General features: G+C 63.9%; 25 protein-coding genes. 8 read left to right on the top strand and 17 right to left on the bottom strand.

Going from position 1 to position 25,784, the window contains the following annotated elements; all coding sequences use genetic code 11:
• Position 1: 1 nt before the first annotated feature.
• The 6 genes from ABXS05_RS13835 to ABXS05_RS13810 form a co-directional block, all read right to left on the bottom strand.
• Complete coding sequence (locus ABXS05_RS13835) at positions 2–1,297, bottom strand: extracellular solute-binding protein (protein ID WP_367624279.1); 1,296 nt, start codon at positions 1,295–1,297, stop codon at positions 2–4.
• Between the two features lie 73 nt (positions 1,298–1,370).
• Positions 1,371–2,204, bottom strand: a complete 834-nt coding sequence (locus ABXS05_RS13830; protein WP_367624278.1) for a carbohydrate ABC transporter permease — start codon at positions 2,202–2,204, stop codon at positions 1,371–1,373.
• Positions 2,201–3,349, bottom strand: coding sequence for an ABC transporter ATP-binding protein (locus ABXS05_RS13825; RefSeq protein WP_311942463.1), 1,149 nt, complete (start codon positions 3,347–3,349; stop codon positions 2,201–2,203). The genes ABXS05_RS13830 and ABXS05_RS13825 overlap by 4 nt, the downstream gene beginning before the upstream one ends.
• A 574-nt stretch (positions 3,350–3,923) precedes the next feature.
• Positions 3,924–4,742 carry an ABC transporter permease subunit gene (locus ABXS05_RS13820; protein WP_311942460.1) on the bottom strand — a complete coding sequence of 273 codons (819 nt, stop codon included), beginning with the start codon at positions 4,740–4,742 and terminating at the stop codon, positions 3,924–3,926.
• Complete coding sequence (locus tag ABXS05_RS13815) at positions 4,739–5,677, bottom strand: ABC transporter permease subunit (protein WP_311942457.1); 939 nt, start codon at positions 5,675–5,677, stop codon at positions 4,739–4,741. Before ABXS05_RS13815 ends, ABXS05_RS13820 begins: the two co-directional genes overlap by 4 nt.
• Positions 5,678–5,686: 9 nt before the next feature.
• Positions 5,687–6,874: an ABC transporter ATP-binding protein gene (locus ABXS05_RS13810; protein WP_367624277.1), complete on the bottom strand. Its 1,188-nt coding sequence runs from the start codon at positions 6,872–6,874 to the stop codon at positions 5,687–5,689.
• A 352-nt stretch (positions 6,875–7,226) separates the two neighbouring features.
• Between ABXS05_RS13810 and ABXS05_RS13805 the strand changes: the two genes are divergently transcribed.
• The 3 genes from ABXS05_RS13805 (at position 7,227) to ABXS05_RS13795 (ending at position 11,647) form a co-directional block, all read left to right on the top strand.
• Positions 7,227–8,660 (top strand): glutamine synthetase family protein, encoded by a 1,434-nt coding sequence (locus ABXS05_RS13805; RefSeq protein WP_311944755.1) that lies wholly within the window; start codon positions 7,227–7,229, stop codon positions 8,658–8,660.
• Positions 8,661–8,752: 92 nt separating this feature from the next.
• Positions 8,753–10,042 (top strand): NAD(P)/FAD-dependent oxidoreductase, encoded by a 1,290-nt coding sequence (locus ABXS05_RS13800; protein WP_311944753.1) that lies wholly within the window; start codon positions 8,753–8,755, stop codon positions 10,040–10,042.
• 387 nt (positions 10,043–10,429) lie between these two features.
• Complete coding sequence (locus tag ABXS05_RS13795; RefSeq protein WP_311944752.1) at positions 10,430–11,647, top strand: SGNH/GDSL hydrolase family protein; 1,218 nt, start codon at positions 10,430–10,432, stop codon at positions 11,645–11,647.
• A 359-nt stretch (positions 11,648–12,006) separates the two neighbouring features.
• Here the strand turns inward: ABXS05_RS13795 and ABXS05_RS13790 are convergent, their stop codons facing one another.
• The 3 genes from ABXS05_RS13790 to ABXS05_RS13780 are packed head-to-tail and all read right to left on the bottom strand — an operon-like array spanning position 12,007 to position 14,526.
• Complete coding sequence (locus tag ABXS05_RS13790; protein ID WP_311944751.1) at positions 12,007–13,251, bottom strand: Zn-dependent hydrolase; 1,245 nt, start codon at positions 13,249–13,251, stop codon at positions 12,007–12,009.
• Complete coding sequence (locus ABXS05_RS13785) at positions 13,251–13,781, bottom strand: L-2-amino-thiazoline-4-carboxylic acid hydrolase (RefSeq protein WP_311944749.1); 531 nt, start codon at positions 13,779–13,781, stop codon at positions 13,251–13,253. The genes ABXS05_RS13790 and ABXS05_RS13785 overlap by 1 nt, the downstream gene beginning before the upstream one ends.
• A 25-nt stretch (positions 13,782–13,806) precedes the next feature.
• Positions 13,807–14,526: an aspartate/glutamate racemase family protein gene (locus ABXS05_RS13780; protein WP_311944748.1), complete on the bottom strand. Its 720-nt coding sequence runs from the start codon at positions 14,524–14,526 to the stop codon at positions 13,807–13,809.
• Between the two features lie 182 nt (positions 14,527–14,708).
• Here ABXS05_RS13780 and ABXS05_RS13775 point away from each other — a divergent pair, with 182 nt between their 5' ends.
• Complete coding sequence (locus tag ABXS05_RS13775; RefSeq protein WP_311944747.1) at positions 14,709–15,173, top strand: Lrp/AsnC family transcriptional regulator; 465 nt, start codon at positions 14,709–14,711, stop codon at positions 15,171–15,173.
• 5 nt (positions 15,174–15,178) lie between these two features.
• On the opposite strand, the gene ABXS05_RS13770 is transcribed toward ABXS05_RS13775, so the two are convergent.
• From ABXS05_RS13770 to ABXS05_RS13750, 5 genes are all read right to left on the bottom strand, one after another.
• Entirely contained in the window at positions 15,179–15,739 is a 561-nt protein-coding gene (locus ABXS05_RS13770; RefSeq protein WP_367624321.1) for a TetR/AcrR family transcriptional regulator, read from the bottom strand.
• 96 nt (positions 15,740–15,835) lie between these two features.
• Positions 15,836–16,309, bottom strand: a complete 474-nt coding sequence (locus ABXS05_RS13765) for a nuclear transport factor 2 family protein (protein ID WP_367624276.1) — start codon at positions 16,307–16,309, stop codon at positions 15,836–15,838.
• Between the two features lie 147 nt (positions 16,310–16,456).
• Positions 16,457–17,527 carry an Ldh family oxidoreductase gene (locus ABXS05_RS13760; protein ID WP_367624275.1) on the bottom strand — a complete coding sequence of 357 codons (1,071 nt, stop codon included), beginning with the start codon at positions 17,525–17,527 and terminating at the stop codon, positions 16,457–16,459.
• The gene (gene yacG, locus ABXS05_RS13755; RefSeq protein WP_311944742.1) at positions 17,527–17,739 is read right to left on the bottom strand and encodes a DNA gyrase inhibitor YacG; all 213 of its coding nucleotides are present in this window, start codon (positions 17,737–17,739) and stop codon (positions 17,527–17,529) included. Before yacG ends, ABXS05_RS13760 begins: the two co-directional genes overlap by 1 nt.
• On the bottom strand, positions 17,736–18,359 hold the full coding sequence (locus ABXS05_RS13750; RefSeq protein ID WP_311944740.1) for a Maf family nucleotide pyrophosphatase: 624 nt from the start codon (positions 18,357–18,359) through the stop codon (positions 17,736–17,738). Before ABXS05_RS13750 ends, yacG begins: the two co-directional genes overlap by 4 nt.
• 301 nt (positions 18,360–18,660) lie before the next feature.
• Here ABXS05_RS13750 and ABXS05_RS13745 point away from each other — a divergent pair, with 301 nt between their 5' ends.
• Positions 18,661–19,155 carry a hypothetical protein gene (locus ABXS05_RS13745; RefSeq protein WP_367624274.1) on the top strand — a complete coding sequence of 165 codons (495 nt, stop codon included), beginning with the start codon at positions 18,661–18,663 and terminating at the stop codon, positions 19,153–19,155.
• Between the two features lie 79 nt (positions 19,156–19,234).
• Here the strand turns inward: ABXS05_RS13745 and ABXS05_RS13740 are convergent, their stop codons facing one another.
• The 3 genes from ABXS05_RS13740 to ABXS05_RS13730 all read right to left on the bottom strand — a co-directional run bounded on the left by ABXS05_RS13740 (position 19,235) and on the right by ABXS05_RS13730 (position 22,174).
• Positions 19,235–20,086: an oxidoreductase gene (locus tag ABXS05_RS13740; RefSeq protein ID WP_367624273.1), complete on the bottom strand. Its 852-nt coding sequence runs from the start codon at positions 20,084–20,086 to the stop codon at positions 19,235–19,237.
• Between the two features lie 136 nt (positions 20,087–20,222).
• Positions 20,223–21,209: a Gfo/Idh/MocA family protein gene (locus tag ABXS05_RS13735; RefSeq protein ID WP_367624272.1), complete on the bottom strand. Its 987-nt coding sequence runs from the start codon at positions 21,207–21,209 to the stop codon at positions 20,223–20,225.
• Positions 21,206–22,174: a Gfo/Idh/MocA family protein gene (locus ABXS05_RS13730; protein WP_367624271.1), complete on the bottom strand. Its 969-nt coding sequence runs from the start codon at positions 22,172–22,174 to the stop codon at positions 21,206–21,208. Before ABXS05_RS13730 ends, ABXS05_RS13735 begins: the two co-directional genes overlap by 4 nt.
• 89 nt (positions 22,175–22,263) lie before the next feature.
• On the opposite strand from ABXS05_RS13730, the gene ABXS05_RS13725 reads away from it, so the two are divergent.
• The 3 genes from ABXS05_RS13725 to ABXS05_RS13715 all read left to right on the top strand — a co-directional run bounded on the left by ABXS05_RS13725 (position 22,264) and on the right by ABXS05_RS13715 (position 25,783).
• Entirely contained in the window at positions 22,264–23,004 is a 741-nt protein-coding gene (locus tag ABXS05_RS13725) for a FadR/GntR family transcriptional regulator (protein ID WP_367624320.1), read from the top strand.
• 45 nt (positions 23,005–23,049) lie between these two features.
• Positions 23,050–24,627 carry an ABC transporter substrate-binding protein gene (locus ABXS05_RS13720; protein WP_367624270.1) on the top strand — a complete coding sequence of 526 codons (1,578 nt, stop codon included), beginning with the start codon at positions 23,050–23,052 and terminating at the stop codon, positions 24,625–24,627.
• 196 nt (positions 24,628–24,823) lie between these two features.
• On the top strand, positions 24,824–25,783 hold the full coding sequence (locus ABXS05_RS13715) for an ABC transporter permease (protein ID WP_367624269.1): 960 nt from the start codon (positions 24,824–24,826) through the stop codon (positions 25,781–25,783).
• Position 25,784: the final 1 nt, after the last annotated feature.

The raw sequence follows: 25,784 nt of genomic DNA, 5'->3' as shown, positions 1-25,784 counted from the left end.
GTCACTTGTCGAGCAGTTGTTGCAAGCCATCGGAGGCTGCCTTCAGCGCCGCCTCGGAGGTCGCCTGGCCGCCGGCCGCAAGCGAGAGCTGCGTGCCGAGCACATCCTCGTACTGGGCCGAATAGGTGAAGATCGGGAAGGACTTGCCGCTCGCCACCACGGACTCGGCCGTCTGGTAGAAGGGGTATTTCTTCAGCACCTCGGCATCCTTGTAGACGTCGGAGCGCACAGGGGCGTGGCCCTGCAGGGCCCGCTTCACCGAGACCTCCTTGCTCTGCACCCACTGGATGAAGGTCCAGGCCGCTTCCTGCTCTTCCGGCGTGGTGTTCTTGGGAATGCCCCAGCCCCAGCCCCCGCTCTCGCCATGGCCGCCCGGCATCACCGCAAGGCCGACCTTGCCGACGACCGTCGGGCATTTGGCGGCATCGTCCATCTGCGGCAGCATCCACCAATAGGTCACCATCGAGAAGGCCGCGCCCGAGCACATCAGCCGCATGGTGTCGTCGAGCGTGGCCGAGGTCGCGCCCTGCTGCGCGCCGTTCTGGATGTTGTCGACATAGAGGTCGAGCGCCTTCTTGGCTTCCGGCGTATTCAGGCTGGCCTTGCCGCCGGCATCGCGATAGGCACCACCGGCGGAGAACAGATAGTTGGAGAATTCCATGCTGTTCGGATCGCCGCGCTGGCCCTGCATCGCCGCACCGGCAACCTTGGCGTTGGCCTTCATGAATTTGGAGATCGCGACATAGTCCTCCAGCGAGGTCGGCAGGGCGAGATCCTTGCCGGTAGCGCTCTTATAGGCCGCCTTCAGCTTCTCGTCGGCGAGAAGGTCCTTTCGATAGAGCAAGCCCATCGAGTAATTGTACATCGGCACCAGGTGGAGCTTGTCCTGGCTGCCGCCGAGCAGCTCGATGGTGGAGGGGATGAAGGCGCCGAGATCGTATTTGCTCTTCTCGACCAGGGGCTTGAGATCGACAAGCCAGTTCGCCGCCGGGAATTCGCCGGCCCAGAGGAAATCGACCTCGAGCAGATTGTAGTAGCTCTGCGGCCCGGTGAGCTGGGCCACCAGTTTGTCGTGCATGTCGGGATAGCCGATCTTTTCGAACTCGACCTTGATGCCGGTCTTCTGCTCGAATTCCGGCAGCAGCGCCTCGATGATCTTGGTCTCCGGCACGTCTTCCATCAAGGCGCGCAGGGTGACGGTCTCGGCGGCGGCCGACGACAGCGATGCCCCCAGCAGCATCGCCGCGCCGGCGGCCGCCAGCAGGGTCGTCTTCAGGCGGTTCTCGTTCCAGATCATGGCTCTATCCCTCTCTCTGTAATGTGCGGCCATCCTTATTTGAGATTTGGCCGCCGCTCTCCGTGTTGCCGGTCTATTTGACGCTACCGAAAGTCAGGCCCTGGACGATGAAGCGCTGGATGAAGCGCGAGGCGATCACCAGAGGCAGGATGGCGAGGATGACGCCGGCCGAGACCTTGGCGATCTGCACGCCGTTGGAGGTCTGCAGCGCGGCGAGCGCCACCGGTATCGTCGCCGTGGTCGGGCCGCTCAGCACCAAGGCGAACAGGAATTCGTTCCAGGCCAGGATGAAGCCGAGCACGCCGGCGGCGGCGATGCCGGGCAGCGACACCGGCAGCACGATGCGCCAGAACGCGCCCCATGCGGTGGCACCATCGGTCATGGCGGCCCATTCGAGATCAACAGGCACGCCCTCGAAGAAGCCCATCAGGATCCAGGTCAGGAAGGGCAGGTTGAGGGCGGCATAGACGATGATCAGCCCGGTCAGCGAGTTGGAGAGTTCCAGGCTGCGGAAGAGCGTGAAGGTCGGCAGTACCAGTGCCACCGGCGGCAGCATCTGGGTGGCCAGCACGATGAAGCGCGCCCAGCGCCCGCCGGTGCGGAAACGGGCGAAGGCATAGCCGGTGGTCGCCGCGAAGGGCAGGGCGACCAGCACCGAACCGAGTGCCACGACGAGGCTGTTGAGATAGGAGCCGCCGAAGCGGCTGGAGATCAGCGCCGCATAATTCTCGGTGGTGAAGGCCGGCATCAGTTCGTTGCTGTAGGAGAGCTGCTCGGGCAGGAAGCTGGTCCTGAGTACCCAGAGCGGTGGCAGCAGGATGAGGGCGCAGACGAGGCAGAGGCCGAAATGCAGGCCGAAGCGCCGGCGGAAGGGAATGGTCTCACTGTCGCTGCGCATCGTCGTCATGCCCCTCCCGTCAGCGCCGGCCTGGCGATCACCTGCTCGGTTTCGGGATCGAACAGATGCATCGGCAGGGCGTCGACATAGAGCTCCACCGTCGAGCCGATCGGGGCGGTGAAGTTGCGCCCGAGCCGGGCCGCGATCTCCAGCGGCTTGTCCCCGGTCCCGCCTTCTCCGGCGATCTGGCCGATCAGGATGTTCTCGGCGCCGAGGGCTTCGATGGCGACCACGCGGATCGTGATTTTCTGCCAGTCGGGATGCTGCCGAGTTTCGTAGAAGTCCTCGGCCCGGATGCCCAGGATCACCCGGTGGCCGGCATGATCGCCATAGGCGACATGGTGGCGGGCCGGCACGGCTAACCTGGCGCCGGCATCCGTCACCGCCACAAGGCCTTCCGCCGACACGCTCTCCAGCCTGGCCGGAATGAGGTTCATGGGCGGGGTCGCCAGGAAGCGGGCGACGAAGGTGTTGGCCGGATTGGCGTAGACCTCGAGCGGGCGTCCGGCCTGGACCAGCCGGCCCTCGCGCATGATGCAGATGCGGTCGCCCATCGTCATCGCCTCGACCTGGTCATGGGTGACATGCACGATGGTACGGCCGAGGCGGCGATGGAGCTTGATGAGTTCGAGCCGCATCTCGGCCCGTAGCTGGGCATCGAGGTTGGAGAGCGGTTCGTCGAGCAGGAAGGCGGCGGGCTCGCGCACGATGGCCCGTCCCAGGGCGACACGTTGGCGCTGACCGCCCGAAAGCGCGGCCGGCTTGCGGCCGAGCAGGTTCTGCAGGCCGAGCAGCTGGGCGGCGTCGGCGATCTTGGCATCGATGGTGGAGGCGTCGACGCCGCGCATCTTCAGGCCGAAGGCCATGTTCTGGCGCACGCTCATATGCGGATAGAGGGCGTAGCTCTGGAACACCACGGCGATGTTGCGGTCGCGCGGGGCGACATGGGTCATGCTCTTGCCGCCGATACGCAAATCGCCGGAGGAAATACCTTCGAGCCCGGCGATCATGCGCAAGGTGGTCGACTTGCCGCAGCCGGACGGGCCGAGAAAAATGACGAACTCGCCGTCCGGAATCGTCAGGTCGACATCGCGTACGCCATAGGCGCCATTGGCGTAGAGCTTGGAGACGTGGTCGAGTTCGATGGACGCCATGGTGCTTCCTAGCGCGCTGCGAGAGGGGCAAGCGTCGTGATGCGGAAAAGAACAGAATCAAACATGATCAATAACTGTTTCCAACGCCAATGTTCAGTTTCCCCATGGCGATCAAACCCGTCATCTCTCGGCTGGACTGCGCCAATTCTGAGAGAAAAGGCAATAACCACTGAGAAAATGACGGATATGATCGCTTTTTTCTGGTCTGGACTCGAATACGCCTACGGAAAGGCGTGTCGATTCCGCCGATTGAGTGCCATGCTATTCAACAAAATATAACATCGCAAGAGCGATTGTGTTAGAAAATGTTTGATTGGAGTCGTTAATTGACAGGTGCCGACGCGGATCGAGCCAGAGCGTTTTGCGATTTGGTGGAATCACCAAGAATCGCAAAGACGCCTTAGCCAATCCTTTGGATTGGCTTGGGAACAAGGAGTTGGAGCACATAAGCGTTCACGCTTGAACGCGCTTTGCTCTAGGGATGGGCCACATGCCCGGAAGGGGCAAACGAGAAGGCCCCCGCCCCGTGGATGGGGCGAGGGCCTGAACCTCTCGGATAATGGGTTGGACGGGGTCAGCCGGCCGCGGCCAGCCTTTCCGCGCGCTCACGCTCCCTTTCGGCCCGGCTGGTATAGATGGCGGCGGCCACCACGCCGAGGGCGACCACGGCCAGCATCAGCGTGCAGGCGGCGTTGATTTCCGGCGTCACGCCGAGGCGGACGGAGGAATAGATGCGCATCGGCAGCGTGTTCCAGCCCGGACCCGAGGTGAAGCTGGCGAGCACGAGATCGTCCAGCGATAGGGTGAAGGCCAGCATCCAGCCCGAGATCACCGCCGGCGCAATGATCGGCAGTGTAATCAGGAAGAAGGCCTTGAAGGGATGGCAGCCCAGATCCAGGGCCGCCTCCTCGATGGAACGGTCGAAGCTGAGCAGGCGCGATTGCACCACCACGGTGACGAAGCACATGGTGAGCGTGACATGGGCGAGGGTGATGGTCCAGAAGCCGCGATCGACGCCCATCGAGATGAAGAACAAGAGGAGCGACAGGCCGATGATGATCTCGGGCATCACCAGCGGCGCATAGACCATGGCCGAGAAGGTCATGCGGCCACGGAAGCGCCCCATGCGCACCAGGACTACGGCGGCGAGCGTGCCGAGTATGGTGGCGATGGTGGCCGAGACCGCGGCCACGATCAGGGTGATTTTGGCGGCGTTCATGAAGGCTTCGTCGTGGAAAAGTTCGACATACCAGCGTGTCGACCAGCCGCCCCAGACCGTCACCAGCTTGGAGTCGTTGAAGGAGTAGATCACCAGGATCACGATCGGCAGATAGAGGAAGGCGAGGCCGAGGGCGACCGAGGTCATGTTGAACCAGGAAGAGCCTTGTTTCATCGGTCGGTCTCCAGCGCCTTGGCCTGGCTGTGCTGATAATAGGTGATCGGCACGACCAGGATGATCAGAAGGATCACGGCAACGGCAGAGGCCGCCGGCCAGTCGCGGTTCGAGAAGAACAGGTCCCACATCTGCTTGCCGATCATCAGCGTGGATGAGCCGCCGAGCAGGTCCGGGATGACGAACTCGCCCACGGCCGGGATGAAGCAGAGCATGCAGCCGGCGATCACGCCGGGCAGGGAGAGCGGGAAGGTCACCAGCCAGAAGGCCTTGATCGGCTTGCAGCCGAGATCGGCAGCCGCTTCCAGCAGGGTGTGATCCATCTTCTCCAGGGTCGAATAGAGCGGCAGGATCATGAAGGGCAGATAGGAATAGACGATGCCGATGAAGATCGCCCAATTGGTGTTGAGGATCTGCAGGGGCTCGGAGATGATGCCGAGCTTGATCAGCACCAGGTTGAGCAGTCCTTCCGGCTTGAGAATGCCGATCCAGGCATAGACGCGGATCAGGAACGAGGTCCAGAACGGCAGGATCACCAGCATCAGCAGGGTCGGGCGGATGCTCTTGGGGGCGCGCGCCATGCCATAGGCGATGGGATAGCCGATGATCAGCAGAAGGATCGTCGAGACGAAGGCGATCGCCACGCTGGACAGGTAAGCCTTCAGATAGAGCGTATCGCCATCCTCGCCCCAGATGTTGAACATTGTCCAGTAATTGTCGAGGTTCAGCTCGGAAACGAAGCTGGCAATGCTCTGCCAGGTCCAATCGAAATCGAAGGTCGGCGTATAGGGCGGCTGTCCCAGCGCAGTCTGGCTGAGCGAGATTTTCAGCACCATCAGGAAGGGCAGGGCGAAGAAGATCGTCAGCCATAGATAGGGGATGGCGATCACTCCGGTGCGCCCGGAGAAGAAGCCCTTGCGGGTCTTGTCAGCCATGTCGCCCTCCTATTTGGTCAGGACGACGCCGGCATCCGGCGCAAAGCTGACATGGACCTTGTCTTCCCAGGTGATCGGGCGCTCGACGAAGCGGCTCATATTGGCCTGCGACACCCGGATGCGCTGGCCGGTGCCGGCAATGTCGACGAGGTAGTTGGTCCAGTCGCCGAGATAGCCGATGTCGAAGACCTCGCCTGCCAGCGAATTGCCGGGCGTCGCGGGCGGATCGAGCGAGATCCGCATCTTTTCGGGACGAATGGCGAGGAAGACGTTCTGGCCCACCGAGCAGGCCTCCGCACTGTCCACGCTGAAGCTCTGGCTGGCGTGGGAGGTTATGGTGAGGGAACTGCCGTTCTGCGAGGAAACCTTGCCCTCGAGGATGTTGATATTGCCGATGAAGTCGGCGACATAGCGGGAATTGGGCTGCTCGTAGATCTCACCGGGCGGAGCCACCTGTACCAGCTTGCCATGGTCCATCACGGCGATGCGGTCGGACATCGTCATCGCCTCTTCCTGGTCGTGCGTGACGATGACGAAGGTGATGCCGAGCTCGACCTGGATGTCCATCAACTCGAACTGGGTTTCCTCGCGCAGTTTCTTGTCGAGGGCGCCGAGCGGCTCGTCGAGCAGCAGCACTTTGGGCTGCTTGGCGACGGCACGGGCGAGGGCGACACGCTGCCGCTGGCCGCCCGAGAGCTGGTGTGGCTTGCGGGTGGCGAATTTCTCCAGCTTGACCAGTTTCAGCATCTGCCCGACGCGGGTCTCGATCTCGGCCTTGGGCATCTTGTCCATCTTCAGGCCGAAGGCGATGTTGTCAGCCACGCTCATATGCGGGAACAGGGCATAGGACTGGAACATCATGTTCACGGGCCGCTCATAGGGCGGCACGCCGGCGAGATCCTTTCCCGCCAGCGTGATGCGCCCGCTCGTCGGCTGCTCGAAGCCGGCCAGCATGCGCATCAAGGTGGTCTTGCCGCAGCCCGATGGACCGAGCAGGGAGAAGAATTCGCGGGGGTGGATGTCGAGCGAAACCTCGTTCACTGCCACGAAATCGCCGAAGCGTTTGGTGACGTTCTCGAAGCGGATGAGGGGGACTTCCTTTGGATCGGCCCAGGGCTGGAATTTGCGGCGAACGCCCCCGATCGCCTTCTGCGACTTCACGGGCGCCGTGGCGCCGCCCCCGCCTGTATCAGACATGGTATCCCATCTGTTTGTGGTGATTGATTGCAGCCTAAACCGGGAAGTCGGCGGCGGTCTACAGGGGAAATGCGATTCCGAGCAAAAATGTGATCACATTTTTTGTGATCACATTTTTTGGCCGTTCCGATTGACTTTTACATGCCGCTAAAGGCAGTGTGGCGCCAGCGTCGGTCCACCGATGCCTCTTTTGCGCGTCTTCCCCGATGCGCGGCGCGTGCGCCTCCGCCCTCCTAAACCAAGGGCCCGAACCGGAGGTTAGTCGCGTGATGGCTTCCTTGTGGGCCGTCAAACAGGTCGCCGGCGCGTGTTTCGGGTCGCCGCTCCGCACTTCCTGCGGGGTGGAAGCCGCATGTGTGCGACGATGAGCAAAAAGAAGAAGTCAGACAAGCCCGAGCATTCTGGCGTGCCGGATATCGAATCCGCGCGTGGCATCTCCGGTGTGGAGAGCGCGAAGGATTGGTTCCGCGCCCGGGACATCGAGGAGATCGAATGCCTGGTTCCCGACCAGGGCGGGGTGGCCCGCGGCAAGATCATGCCGGTGTCGAAATTCCTGGCCTCGCCGGTGATGAACCTGCCGCTTTCGATCTTCTATCAGTGCATCACCGGCGAATATCCGGCCTATGACGGGCTGGTCGATGCCGTGGAAGCCGATACCGACATGTTCATGCAGCCGGATTGGTCGACCCTGACCGCCGTGCCCTGGGCGATGGATCCGACCGCCCAGGTCATCCACGACGCGATGACGCGTGACGGCCGTCCCGTCGAGCAGGCGCCGCGCCAGGTGCTGCGCCGTGTCCGCGAGCTCTATCGCAAGAAGGGCTGGCAGCCGGTGGTGGCGCCCGAGATCGAGTTCTATCTGGTCGAGCCCAACACCGATCCCGATTATCCGCTCAAACCGCCGATCGGCCGTTCGGGCCGCCCGGAACTCGGCCGGCAGGGCTATTCGATTTCGGCCGTCAACGAATTCGACGCCCTGTTCGAGGACATCTACAAATATTCCGAACATCAGGGCCTGGAGATCGACACGCTGATCCACGAGGACGGCGTGGCCCAGATGGAGATCAATCTGCGCCATGGCGACCCGCTGGAACTGGCCGACCAGGTCTTCCTGTTCAAGCGCACCATCCGCGAGGCCTCGCTCCAGCACAAGATCTACGCCACCTTCATGGCCAAGCCCATGTCGGGCGAGCCGGGCTCGGCGCTGCATATCCACCAGTCGATCGTCGATGCCGAGAGCGGCCAGAACATCTTCTCCGATCCGGAGACCGGCGGCCCGACCCCGCTGTTCTTCTCCTTCCTGGCCGGCCAGCAGAAATATCTGCCGGCGATCATGTGCATGCTGGCACCCTATGTGAATTCCTATCGCCGGTTGACGCGCGATTCCATGGCGCCGATCAACGTGCAGTGGGGCTATGACAACCGCACGGCGGGCCTGCGCGTGCCGCCCTCGGGCCCCGACGCACGGCGCGTCGAGAACCGGGTGCCTTCCTCGGATGCCAATCCCTATCTCGCCATCGCCGCGAGCCTGGCCGCCGGCTATCTCGGCATGACCGAGGAACTGGAGGCGACGTCGCCGATCGAATCGGATGCCAAGAACCGCGATTTCGAACTGCCGCAAAGCCTGCTCGAGGCGGTCGCGGAGATGGATGAGAGCGAGGAGATCCGGCAGGTGATGGGCTCGTCCTTCGTCACCGCCTATGCCGCGATCAAGCGCCAGGAATACGAGACCTTCATGAAGGTGATCAGCCCCTGGGAACGCGAGCATCTGCTCCTGAACGTCTAGCATGGCGGCGGGTCTTCGGACCCGCCTCTTCGCCGGAAATCGCCAAAGGCTGCTGGAAAGGCGGGTCTGAAGACCCCGCCCCCTGAGAGATCATGACCGACAACACCGGCCATCCGGCCAATTCCTATTACACCGCCACCGCCAACCGCCTGCCGGCCCAGCCTCGGCTTCTGGGCGAGGAACGCGCCGATGTCTGCATCGTCGGTGCCGGCTATACCGGGCTCGGTGCTGCGCTCGCCTTCGCCGAAAAAGGGCTGTCGGTCATCGTGCTCGAGGCGGCCGAGATCGGCTCGGGGGCCTCGGGGCGCAATGGCGGCCAGGTTCATTCGGGCCAGCGCCGTGACCAGGACTATCTGGAGAAACTGGTCGGCCTGGACGGCGCCAAGGCGTTATGGCGCATGGCCGAGGACGCCAAGGCCCATCTCAAGGGCCTGATCTCCAGGCATCGGATCGCCTGCGACTACAAGCAGGGCATCCTGATCGCCGACCACAAACCAAACTATGTGGCGATGTCGCATGCCTATGCGGAGAAGCTGAGGACCGTCTATGGCTATGACAAGGTCGAGGCGATCGGCAAGGCCGAACTGGATGCCGTCCTCGGCGCCAGCGGCTATTATGGCGGCTTCGTCGATCATGATGGCGGCCACCTGCACCCCCTGAACCTGGCATTGGGGCTGGGGGCGGCGGCCCTTGATGCCGGGGTACGGATTTTCGAGCGCTCGCGAGCCGTCAGCTATCGGGCGGAGGGCAGCAAGGCGGTGATCCGCACGGCGCAAGGCAGCGTTTCCGCCGACTGGCTGATCCTCGCCGGCGATGGCTATCTCTCGGGGCTGGACGCCCATACCGAGGCGCGGGTGATGCCGATCAACAATTTCATCCTGGCGACCGAGCCTTTCTCGGACAATGAAGCCAGGGCCTTGATCGCCAACGACTATGCCGTCGCCGACAGCCGCTTCGTGGTGAACTATTATCGCCTGTCGGCGGACCGGCGCCTGCTCTTCGGCGGCGGCGAGAACTATCGCTCGGGCTTTCCGTCGGACATGAAGGCCTTCGTGCGCAAGCGCATGCTCAAGGTCTTCCCGCAGCTCGAAAACAAGCGCATCGACTATGCCTGGGGTGGCACGCTCGGCATCACCACCACGCGCCTGCCCTTCGTGCGGCGGCTGGCGCCCAATGTGCTGACGGCCTCGGGCTATTCCGGGCAGGGCGTGATGCTTGCGCCCTATTTCGGCAAGATCCTGGCGGATGTCACCGCCGCGACCCTGGGCGAGTTCGATCGCCTCGCCGCCCTGCCGACGCCGCCTTTCCCAGGCGGGCGCCTGCTGCGCTGGCCGACTTTGGTCGCCGGCATGAGCTATTATGCGCTGAGAGACCGGCTCTAAACCCTTGCAAAGCGTGTTCAGGCGGGGGCGCGTATTTGCCGGGTTCCCGTTCCGACGCGGTTTTGCCGTTACCGTCGAGCCAATTCTCAAAGACGCTTTTGGCGATCGGGCGATCATGAGCATGCCGCTCGGTATCCGGCTTGCAAGATCCAGGAAAAAATCACAGTCTCCCGGTGCTTCGGAAGTCTTCCGCGCTGCGATGTCGGATGCTTCTTCTCTATACGCAATCAAGACAACGTCACTTTACAATATTGTCAAAGCGGGATGGAAAGCGCCATGGTTTCCTATTTGGATTATTATGAGACTCGATCGAGTATGCATCGGATTTTGCCTGCGCGATTGATCGGATGGGCAGTCAGGACTTCATTTGTCGCGGGGGCGCTGACCTTGGCTGCGGTCCCGGCCCATGCGCAAGGTTCCGAGCCTTGGATCACGACATGGGCCGCCACGCCCGCGCCGCGCTGGGCCGAGGAATTGCCGGCGCCCTTCGACGTGCCCGAAGTGCTGGGCGACCAGACCGTCCGCCAGATCGCCCGCATCAGCGTCGGCGGCGAGCAGGTGCGTGTGGTCATCTCCAACGAGTTCGGCACGCGCCCGGTGACGATCGGTTCGGCCAGCGTGGCCCTGTCCAAGGGAGGCAGCGCCATCGACGAAGGCTCGGTGAAGCCCTTGACCTTCGGTGGCAAGCCCTCGGCCGTGATCCCGCCCGGTGCACCGCTGGTCAGCGACCCCGTGGACCTGTCGGTCAAGGCCCTGTCGAATCTCGCGGTCAGCTTCTATTTGCCCAAGCGTGCCGGCATCACCTCGGTCCATTGGGACGGCGTGCAGACCGGCTACGTCTCTGGACCGGGCGACAAGACCAAGGATGCCGATTTCACCGCCGCCAGCACCAACAAATCGCGCCTGCTGCTCAGCCGCATCCTGACCACGGCCAAGCCGGAGTCGAAGGCGATCGTGTTCTTCGGCGATTCCATCACCGACGGGGCCTGCTCCACGCCGGACAAGAACAATCGCTGGCCCGATCATATCGCCGAGCGCCTGCAGGCCGAGGGTCATGCCGATGTGGCCGTGGTCAACGAGGCCTATTCGGGCAATCGCGTGCTGTCCAACGGCATGGGCACCAATGCGCTCAGCCGCTTCGACATGTCGGTGCTCAGCCATCCCCGGGTTTCGACCGTGGTGATGATGATGGGGATCAACGATATCGGCTGGCCGGGCAAGGACGCCATCACCCCGGCCGATCCCGAGCCGACGGCCGAGGATGTGATCGCCGGCTACAAGCAGATCATCGACCGGGCTCACGCCCATGGCATCCGTTTCGTCGGTGTGACCCTCACGCCCTTCGTCGACACCTTCAAGGGGCTGCCGACCTCCGGCTACTACACGCCCGAGAAGGAGAAGATCCGCCAGGAGGTCAATGCCTGGATCCGGACCAACAAGATGGCGGATGGGCTGATCGATTTCGACAAGGTGCTCGAAGATCCGAGCAAACCCAACAATATCAATCCCGCCTATGATTGCGGCGACCATCTGCATCCCAACGATGCCGGCTATCAGGCCATGGCCAAGGCGGTCGATCTTGGCGTACTGGTGCCCAGACCATAGCAGGACGGCGCGAAACCCCCGGCAAATCTTGCCGGGTTCCGCGGCCAGGGGGCTGGTCTTCAGGCGCACCCCTTTCAAGGTGTTTGACACAGTCGAGTCAGGTCTGATCGTCGAGGTCGCGCTGCCCCTCACCTTACCTCTCCCCGTAAGAACGGGGCGAGGGGACTTAGATGTCCAGTCATGTTCGGTGAATCTTTGGTCTCGCACGATGATTGGGCGAGACGAATGCGACGAGAACGAGTCGCAACGCTTGCGCCTCCTCGCCCCGTTCTTACGGGGAGAGGTAAGGTGAGGGGCGGCATTATCCTGCGTATACAAACCTTTCCGGGTTTGTTCGAAACACCCTGAAAGGGTGGTCTTCAGGCCAGTCGTCGGTCGAGCTCGAGAAGGGTTCGCAGCAGCACCTCGGCGCCATCGGCGCATTGCCGGGGCGAGGAATATTCCCGTTCATTGTGGGAGAGCCCGTCGCGGGACGGGATGAAGATCATCGCCGTTGGGGCGAGGGCCGCCAGATGGGCGGCGTCATGACCGGCGCCGGACGCGATGTCGCGGCAGGACAACCCGCAGCCCACGGCTGCCTGGCGAACAGCCTCGATGCAGGCGGGATCGAAGGCCACAGGCTGCTTGGCCCAGATCCGCTCGATGCGGCTGTCGGCCTGGCCGGCGACGGCCTGCCGCAGCGCCGTTTCCATGGCGTCCAGCCCGGTTTGGCTGGGATGGCGCATGTCGATCTGCAGGTTGACCCGGCCCGGAACGACATTGCGGGAATTCGGGGAGATGCCGGCATGGCCGACCGTCAGCACGCCGGGGGCATGGGCACGGCCGATCGCCTCGACAGCAAGGATGAGCCGGGCGGCGGCGGTCAACGCGTCGCGTCGGTTCGCCATCGGCGTCGAACCGGCATGGGATTCGGTGCCTTCGATCACCACGTCGAACCAGCGCAGGCCCTGTACGCCGGTGACGGTCCCGATCGCGGTGCCCTCCGCTTCCAGTACGGGTCCCTGTTCGATGTGGAGCTCGACATAGGCAGCCGGCGTTTGCCTGTAGGCCTGGCTGCCGCGATAGCCGATGGCGTCGAGAGCCTCGCCGACGCTGATCCCGGCACGGTCGCGCACCGCGAGCGCCTCGTCGAGCGCGATGGCGCCAGCATGCACGCCCGAGCCGAACATGGCCGGGGAAAAGCGTGAGCCTTCCTCATTGGTCCAGTTCACCACGGTCAGCGGGTGTTCGGTGACGATGCCCGAACTCTTCAGGGCGCGAAGGGCGGCGAGGCCGGCCAGCACGCCGAGGACGCCGTCATAGCGCCCGCCGCCCGGCTGGGTGTCGAGGTGACTGCCGGTCATGATGACGGGCAGGGCGGCATTGCGCCCTGGATAGGACGCGAACAGGTTGCCGATCGGATCGACGTCCACGCGGCAGCCGAGCTCGATGCAGCGGGCAACAAACCAGTCCCGGACGGCCTTGTCTTCCGGCGTGAGAGTGAGGCGGGAGACGCCGCCATTGCCGGTGCCGCCGAAGCGGGCGGTGGCCTCGATATCGGCATTGAGCTGCACCGCATCGATGCGGGGCGTCGGGGCCGTCCGGCTGGCGAGAGGCTGGTCCATCATTCCGCCTTGGCGGTTTCTTGCAGCTTGTAGCGGAAATTGCAGTGGCTGGAGCCGTCCATGATCGTCTGCGTGCGCTCGAGCGTGATACGCGGATCATAGCCGGTGCAGAACACCCCGTCGCGGTTGCAGGACAGCAGGTGCCCGATCTTGCCGAGCCCCATTTCCTTGTAGGTCTCGGCGTAGCGGCAGCGATGGACATTGTAGTCGAACTCGGTGTCGGTGGCCTTGACCACTTCGATCACCAGCGCGTCGTCCTGGGTCCACAGCGCTTGCAGGTCCTGGAAACTGCGCAAATCGGTGCCACCCGGCGTCTTGGCGGCAAAGCTGCGTCCTGCCTCGATGGCGGCCTTGCGGATGGCGGAATCGAGGATCGACTGCGCCAGCTCCTCGCCGAGGCGCTCACGCATTTCCTCATAGATCGGCGCGATGATGCCGGCCTCGATCCTCCGGCGCGCGAGAATGCCGATCTCGCCCTCCATCACCGCCTTCGCGCTCTCCTCCCGGCCGGGATCTGCCGCCTGACTCATGACCTGTCTCCTGCTCGTTGATCGATCATGCTGCCAGTTGGGCAGCGTCCGGCCCGGAGGCAAGCGAAAAATCGACGGCGGCGGCCGCATGGATCGTGGTGGAGTCGAAGCCGGGCAGGCTGAGGCTGCCGGGGGAGAGGATCAGGCAGATCTCGGTGCAGCCGAGGATGACGCTGTCGGCACCTTCGGCCTTGGCCCGCTCGATCAACGCCTCGAGCTTTTGGCGCGAGCTGTCCTTCACCAGCCCGGCGCAGAGTTCGGAGAAGATGACGTCATGCACGACGGCCCGGCCTTCGGCATCGGGCACCATCACCTCGATGCCATGCCCGCGCATGCGCTCGGCGTAGAAGCCCTGTTCCATGGTGTAGCGGGTGGCGAGCAGGAGCGGGCGGCTGCGGCCGGCTGCAGCCAGGGCCTTGGCGGTTTCGTCGATGATGTCGATCAGCGGACAGGCGATCGCCGTCTGCACCGGCTGGGCGACCAGATGCATGGTGTTGGTGCAGATCAGCACGCAGCCGGCTCCGGCGGCTTCGAGGTCACGGGCCACGCCGGCCAGCCTTTCGGCCGCCGCATCCCAACGGCCAGCCTTCTGCATGTCGACGATATCCTGGAAGTTCACCGAATGCAGCATGACCTCGGCCGAATGAAGATCGCCGCGCCGGGCGCGCACCGCTTCGTTGATCAGCTTGTAATAGATCGCCGAGCTCTCGAAGCTCATGCCGCCGATCAGGCCGATTTTCCGCATGTCCGTCTCCCATCTAGGGTTTGATTATCATGACGGGATGATGCCTTGAAATCCGCGAAAATGGGTTGCATTCTTTAGGCGGCTTTAGTTGTTTTTGAACAAATAGATTGCGAGTATTGACTACATGCGCAAAAATTTTGCGTATATGAATTTGGATGCACAAGCTGAATGCGCGAAGAGATATGAAGCTGGATCAGCGCGACAAGCAGATCCTGGCACTGCTGCAACTGCAGGCGGATCATCCGCTCGCCGATCTCGCCGAGAAGACCCATCTGTCGCCCTCGGCCTGCTGGCGGCGCATCAAGCGCCTGGAGGAGGAGGGCTATATCGCCAGGCGCGCCGCACTCCTCGACCGCAAGAAGGTGGGCCTGCCCACCACGGTCTATGTCATGGTCCGTACGGCCAACCACTCGCTGGAGTGGCTGGAGCGCTTCCGCGCGTTGGTCGCCGACACGCCCGAGATCGTCGAGATGCATCGGCTCACCGGCGATATCGACTATCTGCTCAAGATCGTGCTGCCGGATGTCGAAAGCCTGGACTTGGTCTACAAGAAGCTGGTGGCCAAGCTGCAGTTCAACGACATCTCTTCCTACATCTCGATGGAGATGTTCAAGGACACCACGGTACTGCCGCTGTCCAACGCCTGATGAACTCAGTCCAGCGGGATGAGGGTTTTCAGCCGCGCCAGCCGGCGGCCGAACAGGGCGGGATCGCCGAGGGCGCGCGCGGTGACCAGCGCTCCCTGGATGCCGGCGACGATGTCTTCGGCAAGTGCGTCCGCGAGATCAGGCTCCTTGCCGAGGCGCCGGAGTGCCTCCGCCAGGGCGTCGCGCCATTCGGCGAAATAGGCGTTGATGGCGTCGGCAAAACGGTCGCGCACATCCGACAGGGCGAATATGCCGACGATGCAGACCCGTCCTCCCGAGTGAAAATAGCGATCCGTCGCCTCGAACATCGCTGAGATCGCGGCAGCCGGGTCCGTCGTCGCGCGTAGCGATTCGAAGACATGGCTGCGGAACCAGCCGTCGATATGCTCGAGCACGGCAGCCGCCATCTCCTCCTTCCCGCCCGGGAAGAAGTTGTAGAGGCTGCCCTTGCCCAGGCCTGTCTGCTGGCCGATGAGGGCAAGGCTGGCGCCCTCATAGCCATGGCTGCGGAAGACCTCGGTGAGGGCCGGTATGATATCGGCGCGCTCGCGGACCGTTTTCATCAGGGCGCCTCACTTTCAGGCTGAATTGCCAGAAATGGCAAAATGCCCGCTCTTCAGTAAGTTCAATCGAAGAATTGGTCCAACCGGACGCATTTTGTGTCAGAGGCCGAGATCGCTGAGGCCCGGATGGTCGGCGGGACGGGGAGCGGAGCGGTCCCAGTGGAACTTGCGCTCACTCTCGGTGATCGGCACGTCGTTGATGGAGGCATGGCGCACGGCCATCAGGCCGTTCTCGTCGAATTCCCAATTCTCGTTGCCGTAGGAGCGGAACCAGTTGCCGTCGGCATCGTGCCACTCATAGGCGAAGCGCACGCCGATGCGGTTGTCGCCATACGCCCACAATTCCTTGATCAGACGGTAATCCTGCTCGCGCTGCCATTTGCGCGTGAGGAAGGCGATGATCTCGGGGCGTCCCTTGAGGAACTCGGAGCGGTTGCGCCAGCGGCTGTCCGGTGTATAGGCGAGCGAGACGCGCTCGGGATTGCAGCTGTTCCAGCCATCCTCGGCGGCGCGGATCTTCTGGATCGCGGCCTCGCGGGTGAAGGGAGGCAGCGGTAGGCGTTGTTCGGGCATGGCGACATCCTCTTTGTACCGATCGATCCATCATGGACCGATCGGTACAAGAGTCAAGAGTTTCCTTGGAGCGCGGACATCCTGTCCGCTCTTGCTTTCCTGAGAACGGGGCATTTCCAAGAGCGGACAGGACGTCCGCGCTCCGCCTCACGCCTTCTGCGGCAAAGTCAGCCCATATTTGCTGCCGAGTTCGACGAAAGCCTCTTCGCTGACGGGATCGACCGGCACGCCCTTGCGTGCCCGCTCTTCCTCCACGGCCCATTCGCGATCGCCCGGCGCCATCGGCTTGCCGCCAGCGCCTTCGGCGGGAACGGCGGCGCGGATATTGGCGAGATAGCGGGTCATGATCGCCCCGTAGATCTCGGGAGCGATGAAGGCCGAGGGGTTGATAGCCAGGGCAAAGCCGCCCATGTCGCGTGGAGCGCCTGTCGAGGGCTGGCCATACATCGGCACCAGCTCGGTCGAAAGCGCCATGCCGGTGAGGGGAGCGGACAGGATCTCCACCAGCCCGGCGAGCGCCGCACCCTTGAATCCCTGCTCGCCGCCCACCGGCGAGAGCACGCGGGCGGCTTCCGGATCGGTGGTGTTGACGCCCTTCTCGTCCACGGCGACGCCCTGCGGCAGGGTGAGGCCGAGCGAACGGTAGAGCAGCACGCGGTTTTGCGGAATGGCGCTGGTCGCCATGTCCATCAGCCAGGGGCGCTGGCCGGGGACCGGGGCGCCGATGGCGATCGGGCTGGTGCCGTGGAAGGCGTCCCGCCCGTCGAACAGCCGCACGGCCGCGTCGGAATTGGCAGTGAGCAGGCCGATGAAGCCCTGCTCGGCGGCCCACATCGGATAGGCGCCGGCGGCGCCCATATGGGAGGAGCGCCGGATGGTGACGGCGCCGATGCCCTGCGTCCTGGCGATGTCGACGGCCACTTCCATGGCTCGGTAGCAGGCCAGGTGTCCGATGGCGCCATCCGCATCCAGAACGGCCGTGGCGCCTTCGCCGCGCGATACTTCGAGCTGGGGATGCCCGTTGATCTCGCCGCTGGCCAGCACCGAGAGATAGTAGGGCAGCAGCCTCACGCCATGGCTGTCCACGCCCAGGCGCGAGGCATGCATCATGGCGCGGGTGGCGGCTTGTGCCGAGGGGACATCGGCTCCGCCGGCCAGGAGGGCGGATTCGAGAAAGGCTTCGAGGCTGCTACTCGTATAACGCTGCGGTTCGCTCATCAGTCACGCTCTGTCTTCGGATAATCATCCCGGTTATCAGGATCGATCTGGTCGGCTTCCTCGCCGGGAATGGCATAGACGCCCTTGAGCCAGCGCGACAGATCGATGTCGGCGCAGCGCTTGGAGCAGAAGGGCTTGCTGGCCTCGACGCTGGGCTTGCCGCAGATCGGGCATTTGCGTTTGACGAGAGGGGTCGGGGTCGGTTCGCTCACAATTCGTCCCTCCAGGTGCCGCGGACCGGAAAGCCCGCACCTTCGAGAAGGCTCACCGTCTCATAGAGCGGCAGGCCGACGACATTGGTATAGGACCCGACGAGGCGCAGCACGAACACGCCGGCCAGGCCCTGGATGGCATAGCCGCCCGCCTTGCCGTGCCATTCATTGGAGTCGAGATAGGCATTGAGTTCGTCACGCGACAGATGCTTGAAGCGCACCCGCGTTTCCACCAGTCGGGTCCGGATGGTGCCCTGCGGGTCGGCGACGGCGACGCCCGTCATCACGATATGGCTGCGGCCCGACAGCAGGCTGAGGCAGGCTTCGGCATCCTCGCGCGTCTCGGCCTTGGGCAGGATGCGCCCGGTGCAGGCCACCACCGTATCGGCCGACACCGTGTAGGCGCCGGCGAGATCGGGGCGGCTCCCAAGGGTGGTCAGGGCCGCCTCGAGCTTACCCCTGGCGAGGCGCTGCACCAGCATGCGCGCCGCCTCGCCGCGCCTGGGCGTTTCATCGATATCGGTGGGCAGCAACGCATCCGGTTCGCAGCCTGCCTGCTCGAGCAGGGCATGGCGGCGCGGGCTGGCGGAAGCGAGCACGAGCTTGGGACGTTCAGTCATGACAGGCGCAATAGCAGGATTCGTCGTGTTTGGACCAGAGTCGGCTGAGAAATAGAACCGGCCCCGTTGGATCGCGACCTGCCTCCGGGAGGAGGGCATCCTTCGAGAAGCGCCGCCGGCTTGCAAAAAGTTCCGTAGGGAACACAAGTTGATGTGGCATCTATATTAAGCCATCCGGCAGTTATAAATGCCGTGTTATGTATTTCATTGCGAGGGGCCGAGGACAATTTGCGCGGCATGTCAGCATGCCCGAATGACCTCCAATGATTTCGATTGAATCGTGAATGGGGAAGGGGCTGGCATGCAGCATAGAGGTTGTATCGCTTTGGCGGCGGCGAGTATTGCTCTGCTCGCGGCCGGAAGCGCGAGAAGCGAGGTCATCGGCCGCTACGACATGGGGCAATGGGTGATCGAAGCCAATGCCAGCAATGGCCGCTTTGAATATTGTGCTTCCAGCGGCAAATATTCGAGGGGCGCGGCGGTGCATTTCCTGCTGACGCGGGAAGCGGCCTGGGGCATGGTCATCGAGAATCCCAACTGGAACTGGGTCAGGGATTCGCGAGGCGATGTGACCTATTGGGTCGATAATTACCGTTCGCGTGCCAGCGGCGCCAAGGCAACGGCGCCGACCCGGCTGCTGATTCCGCTGGCCGATTCGACGCAGCTCTTCCAGGAGATCCGGGCCGGGCGGGTTCTCTATTTCCAGCCCCGCGGCAACAAGTCCTTCTCGGTCACCTTGAACGGTACGTCGTCGGCCCTGAGTGCGCTGATGCAATGCGTGGCGCGCTACCGCTAGATCGTCGGGAAGACGCGTCCGGCTTCGACGCGTCTTCGCCATTCAAGGCTGGCGGCGAAACGTGGCGCTACCGTTTCGCCTATTGCCCTTCAGGATAGTCGGCACCCTCGGTCACTGCCGCCCAGGCGTCGAAGTCCTGTGCGAGCTGGGAGAGCTTGATGCGGGCGCCTTCGAGCGCCGCCTTGCCGAGCAACAGCCGCAGGGGTGGATTGTCAGCTTCGACGGCCTTGACGATCGCCTGGGCGGCTCGGACCGGATCGCCGGGTTGCTTGCCGCTATTGCCCCGGATCTGGCCCTGCCGGACGCCCGCCGTTTCGCGATAGGCCGCAATGGTCTGCGGTGCCTCATTGGCCGAGCGGCCCGCCCAATCGGTCCGGAACGGGCCTGGCTCGACGATCAGCACCTTGAGGCCCAGGGGCGCGACTTCCTGGGACAGCGATTCCGACAGGGCTTCGACCGCGAATTTGGTGGCGGTGTAGAAGCTGACGGAGGGCGGGGCGCGCAGGCCGCCGATCGAGGAGATGTTGACGATGGTGCCCGAACGCTGCTGGCGCATCGCCGGCAGCACCGCGCGCGTCATCGCTGTCAGGCCCCAGACATTGATGTCGAACATCTTGTGGACTTCGGCCATGTCACTCTCTTCGAGCGAGCCGAAATAGCCGATGCCGGCATTGTTCACCAGGACGTCGATGCGGCCGAACCGGTCCAGCGCCACGGCCAGGGCAGCATCGATATCGGCCTGTTTCGTCACGTCGAGCTTGAGCACCAGCGCCGTATCGCCGAACTCCATGACGAAGTCCTCGAGCTGGGCGGGATTGCGGGCGGTGACGACGGTCGGATAGCCCAGCGAAAGCGTATGGCGCGCCAGTTCGCGGCCGAAGCCGGTGGAGCAGCCGGTAATGAACCAGACGGGCTTTGCAATTTCTGACATGGCAATCTCTTTGGAAAGCAAAGGTGGGGCATCTTACATAGAACCAACGCCCCCGCTCAATAACCGGGGTAAAAACATACAGGCCGTATAGCCTGCCTGATGAATAGCCGGCTCTTTATCTCATTTTCCAGCCCATTCAGGCCAGTGCTATCTCCCGCCTTTCGGCATTGGCTCGACCGGCGGCGTCGAGGCAGGCAATCAGGTGGCGCGCATAGGTCCCGTCGACGGGAACCGGTGCGTTCGCCTCGATGGCAGCCGCCATGGCCCGCCATTCGGCTTCGACCGCGCGCTGCATCCAGTCCGGATCGGCGGAATGGGCGATCGGCGTCCAGCTGCCGCCGCGCCCGATCGAGACGCCATGCTCGAAATCGATCCTGAGGGTGCCGCCCTCGCAGACGAGGTCCATGGCAAAGCCTACGGCGCCGTCGCGATAGCCGACGCTGGCGACCTGGCCGATGCGCCCATCCGCAAAACGCAGCAGCATCAAGGCACTGTCATCGGCTTCCTGCTGGTGGAACCAAGTGCCGGAGAGAGCGCTCACCGTGGCCACTTCGCTGCCCATCAGCCAGACGAGGCGATCGAGAGCGTGGATGCCGGCCGTCATCAGCATGCCGCCACCCGTGACGTTGGAAAGATGCCAGGGACGCCGATTGGCTTCCATCCACAATTTGATCATCCAGCTCGAGCCGAGCATCGGTCGGCCGAGCGTGCCGCCGTCGAGGATCTCCCGGGCGACGAGGCAGGGGCGGGCGAAATGCATGACATGGCCGACCATCAGCTTGACGCCGGCCTTGGCCACAGCGGCGTTGATCGCATCGCATTCGGCCAGCGTCGGCGCCATCGGTTTTTCCAGCAGGACATGCTTGCCGGCCTGGGCCGCCGCCACCGCCATTTCAGCATGGAGATGATGGGGGGTGGCGATGACGACGGCGTCGACCGCGGAGTCGTCGAGCACGGCGCGCCAATCGGTGTGGGCATGGCCGCCATGTTCGTGGGCGAATACCCGGGCGGCTGCGGCGTCTTCCCGGCATATGGCCGCGACACGCAAGCCCTGCGTCGCGGCAATCGCCCTGGCGTGAACCGCGCCGAAATGGCCGGCCCCGATGATGCCGATACCGATCATGCTGCCACCCTCTCATAGGCTTCGTCGATCAGCGTCATGGCCCGCCAATAGTCTTCGATCCCGACGAGAGGAGCTTCGCCGCGTGCCAGCCGGGCCAGCGTATCCGCCATGAAGGCCTTGTAGCGCTCGCCGGGCAGCAAGGGCGGTTCCTCGCGCGTGGCCGCATCGTCGAGCGTCGTGATGCGGCAATGGTCCCCGTGGTCGACGAGATAGGCGTTCGCGCTGGAGACGCGCCATTCGAAGTCGCCGCCCGGCGCCATCGAGGCGTAGGTATAGCCGGCCTCGATGGTGACGATCAGCCCCCGGCCATTGCGCAGGGTCAGGATGGCGTAGTCCTCGACGGCCTCGCCATGGAGATGGCCGAGAGAGGCGGCAACCAGCTCCAGCCCGTCATCGCCCGCCAAAGCCAGTGCGGCATCGACGCCATGGATGCCGAGATTGCGCAGGGCGCCGCCGCCGCTGGTCTGCGGTGCCAGCAGCCAGGGCACGCCGTCGATCCGGTAGCGCTCCGGTGGCCCGTTCACGATGCGGAACTGGGCGTGAGAGAGCTCGCCGAGCCGGCCGGTAGCGGTCAGTTCGGCGATGCGCGGCCAGATCGGGCTGCAGCGATTGGGAAGCGGCACGGCGATGAAGGCGCCCCGCCGGCCGCGATCCCTGAGTGGTTCGAGTTCGGATGCTCCCAGTGCAGCCGGCTTTTCCAGCATCACGGCGAGCCCCGCATCGACAAGCGAGATTGCGCGCTCGACCAGACCCGTTGGACTGCCCATCAGCACCACCAGGTCCGGCCGGGCCCTGGCCAAGGCCTCGGGAGAGGCCTGGGTCTCGAGGCCGTTTTCCCGGGCAAAGCGCGCCGCGACATCGGCATCCTCGTCCCACACCCCGGTGATGGTTGCCCCGGCCTGGTGGGCGGCCTCCCGGTGCATGGCCGCATGCCAATGTCCAACGCCGGCCAGGGCGACGCGCATGGCCATTTCCTCCGTCCTCCAAAGATTGACTTGACAGATATCCTACAAGTCAATCACTATCAAGCCACGGACAACGAGGGCTGGTGGCTGTGGATGCGGCAGGGGCAGGCAAGGTGAAGTCGATCAAGCCGCTCGACCGGCCGCCGCTCCTGCATGTTTCCGTGCAGGAGAGCCTGAAGAGCTACATTGCCGACAACCAGCTCGGGCCCGGCTCGGCGCTGCCGCCGGAAGGGTTCCTCGCCCAGCAATTGGGTGTCAGCCGCAATTCGGTGCGCGAGGCGATCAAGGCGCTGGAGTCGGTCGGTATCCTGGAGACGCGCCGTGGCATCGGCGTCTTCGTCAAGGCCTTCTCCTTCGCGCCATTGCTCGACAATCTCGCTTATGGCCTGGGCGGGGCCCTGCGCGAGGTCGAGGAGGTGCTGGAGATCCGCCGCGTGCTCGAGGTCGGCTTGATCGCCAAGACGGTCGCGCTGATCGGCGAGGACGACATCGAGGAATTGCGCCACACGGTCGAGCAGATGCGGCAGGCCGCCGAGCGCAACCAGAGCTTTGCCGCCGAGGACCAGCGTTTCCACAATCTGCTGTTCCGCTGCCAGGACAATCGCATGCTGACCAGCCTGATCGATGTGTTCTGGCTCGCCTTCTACAAGGCATCGGATTTCGTCAACCTGGCCAATATCGATCCGATGGCCACCTGGCAGGACCATTACGACATCTATGCCGCCGTGGCGGCGCGGGACGTCGAGGCCGCTCGCAGCCGGCTCGACCAGCACTATGACGGCATCGCCCGCCTGCTTGCGACCAGGAAGACAGCGCCGACGCCCGACTGAGAGGCCTGCGGCACGACCAGACAAGAAGAGACGAGGGGAGAAATCATGGCACTGAGGAAGATCGCGCTCGCGCTTTTGGCCGCGACGATCATGGCAATGCCCGCTGCCAAGCCAGCCCGGGCCGCGGATGGCACGGCGATAACGGGGGCTTTTGATGTCGGCCCGGGCGGGTTCCAGGGCAATTTCAACCCGCTGGCAGCCACCGGCGGCTTCACCTGGCTCAATCTCTATTTCGAGCCTCTGGTGATCTATGACGGCAAGCTGGAGAAGATCGAAGGGGCGCTCGCCACCAAATTCGAGGTCGGCGCCGACAGGCTCTCCTACAGCTTCACCCTGGCCGATACCAAATGGCATGACGGCCAGCCCTTCACCTCGGCCGACGTGAAATTCACCATCGAGACGGCCAAGAACGGCGCGACAGGTTCGGTCTTCGCTGCCCGCCTCAGCGCGATCCAGGCGATCGAGACCCCCGACGCCCATACGGTGGTCCTGAAGCTGTCGGCCCCGAATGCCGGCCTGCTCGACACGCTGACCCAGCTGATGATGCTGCCCCAGCATGCGCTCAAGGACATTCCGGCCGAGACGCTCGCCAAGAATCCCTGGTGGTCGAAGGCGCCCGTCGGCACCGGCCCCTACAAATTCTCGCGCTATATCACCGACCAATATGTCGAGCTCGCCGCCAATGACGAGTATCGCGGCGGTAAGCCGGTGACGGGACGCATCATCAACCGCTATTTCGCCAATACGGCGGCGGCGGTGGCGGCCCTGCGCGCCGGGGAGATCAGCTTCAGCTATGTAGAAGCCGACGACGCCGCATCCTTCAAGGGCAACGATGCCTATCGCGTCATCGACGGCAATTCCTTCGTGGTCAATTATCTCGGCTTCAACCAGGAGGCGCCTTTGTGGAAGGACCTCAAGGTGCGCCAGGCCGTGATGCACGCCATCAACCGCGACGCGATCGTTCAGAGCCTCTATGGCGGGGCCGCCAAGACGGCCAATTGCGGCTATGTCGCCGATCGGCTTCAACCCGCCGGCCTCGATCCCTACGCCTATGATCCCGAAAAGGCCAAGCAATTGCTGGCCGAGGCGGGCTGGGACAAGATCAATGGCGACAAGCCGATCACCCTGCTGACCTATTACAACACGCCGCAGGCCACCAATGTGCTTGCCGCCGTGCAGGCCATGCTGTCCCAGGTTGGCATCAATGTGGTGCCGCGCGCCGTCGATACCCCGACCTATAACGGCACGATCTATGCCCAGAAGCCGGATTGGTCTCAGTTCCCGCTCGTCTATGCCGGCCTGCGCAACGGCCCCGATCCCGGTGGCCTCAACATGGGTCTCAACGAGAAGCAGATCCCGCCGCAGGGTGCCAATTTCCTGCGCATCAGGATGCCCTCGGTGAGCGGGGCCTTCGATGCCGCGCTGAATGAATCCGACGACGCCAAGCAGGCCGAGCGCTACCAGGCGGTGTGCAAGGCGATGAATGCCGATTTGCCCTGGGCGACGCTCTGGGTCGCCAATCGCTATGGCGTGGCGTCCAGCAAGCTGAAGAACTTCGTCTGGCTGCCGGCGCCTGGCGGTGGGCCTTATGCGGCTCATCCGGAGAAATGGGCGGCGGAGTAGGAGGCGCAACTAGCCTTCTCCCCTTGTGGGAGAAGGTGGCGGAGCGCAGCGAGGTCGGATGAGGGGTGCTGGCGGTACCTTGGCAAATGTCGAGTATCTCCCCTCATCCGCCCCTTCGGGGCACCTTCTCCCGCAAGGGGAGAAGGCAGCCGTACCTTTCTGGGCACTGCCCCCTCACATCCCCATGAGAAACGCCATGCTGCGCTATTACCTCAATCGCCTGCTGGTCGGGGCGGCCATGCTCGTCGCCTTGAGCCTGCTGGTCTTCATACTGCTGCGCCTGGCGCCTGGCGATCCGATCGACGCCTATATCAATCCGAATGTGGCGATGTCGCAGGAGGAAATGGCGGCCGTGCGCAGCCGGCTCGGCCTCGACCAGCCCTTGCCGGTGCAATATGCCGCCTGGCTTGCCAGCGCCGCCAGAGGGGACCTCGGCTTCTCGCTGCAGCGCAATGGCGACACGGTGCTCGGCCTGATCGGCGAGCGTATCGGGCCGACGCTCTTGCTGATGGGGGCGGGGCTGGCGATCGCCATCGTCATCGGCATCGCCACGGGCATTCTCGGCGCCGTCAGGCGCAACTCGCCGACGGATGTGGGCCTGTCGATCGCCGCCTTCTTCGGCATCTCCAGTCCCGCCTTCCTGACGGCCCTGGTCGGTCTCTACGTCTTCTCGGTGCTGCTGCGCTGGGCGCCGTCGGGCGGCATGCTCACCCCGGGCGCGCCCTTCTCGGTGGCGGACCTGCTGCGCCACCTCATCCTGCCGGCTCTCCTGCTCTCGATCGGCCATGCCGCGCTGATCATGCGCTATATGCGCGCCTCGCTGCTGGAGGTACTCAACCAGGACTATGTGCGCACCGCCCGCGCCAAGGGGGTCAAGGAATTCTGGGTCATCGTCAAGCATGCGCTGCGCAACGCTCTGCTGCCGGTGGTCACGCTGATCGGCTCCACCATCGGCATTGCCGTGGGCGGCGCCATCTTCCTGGAAAGCGTGTTCAACTGGCCCGGCATGGGGCTGCTGCTCGTCAATGCGGTGTCGACGCGTGACTATCCGGTGATCATGGGCGCGACCCTGGTGGTGGGCGCCTGCGTCATCCTCGTCAACATCCTCACCGACGTCGCCTATGCGGCCGTCGATCCGCGCATCAAGGTTGCCTGAG

It is taken from the genome of Labrys neptuniae (assembly GCF_040797145.1).
In the GTDB taxonomy this organism is placed as follows: domain Bacteria; phylum Pseudomonadota; class Alphaproteobacteria; order Rhizobiales; family Labraceae; genus Labrys; species Labrys neptuniae.
The sequence above is the reverse complement of the archived record's forward strand: the minus strand, read 5'-3'. Positions and strand labels throughout refer to the sequence as shown.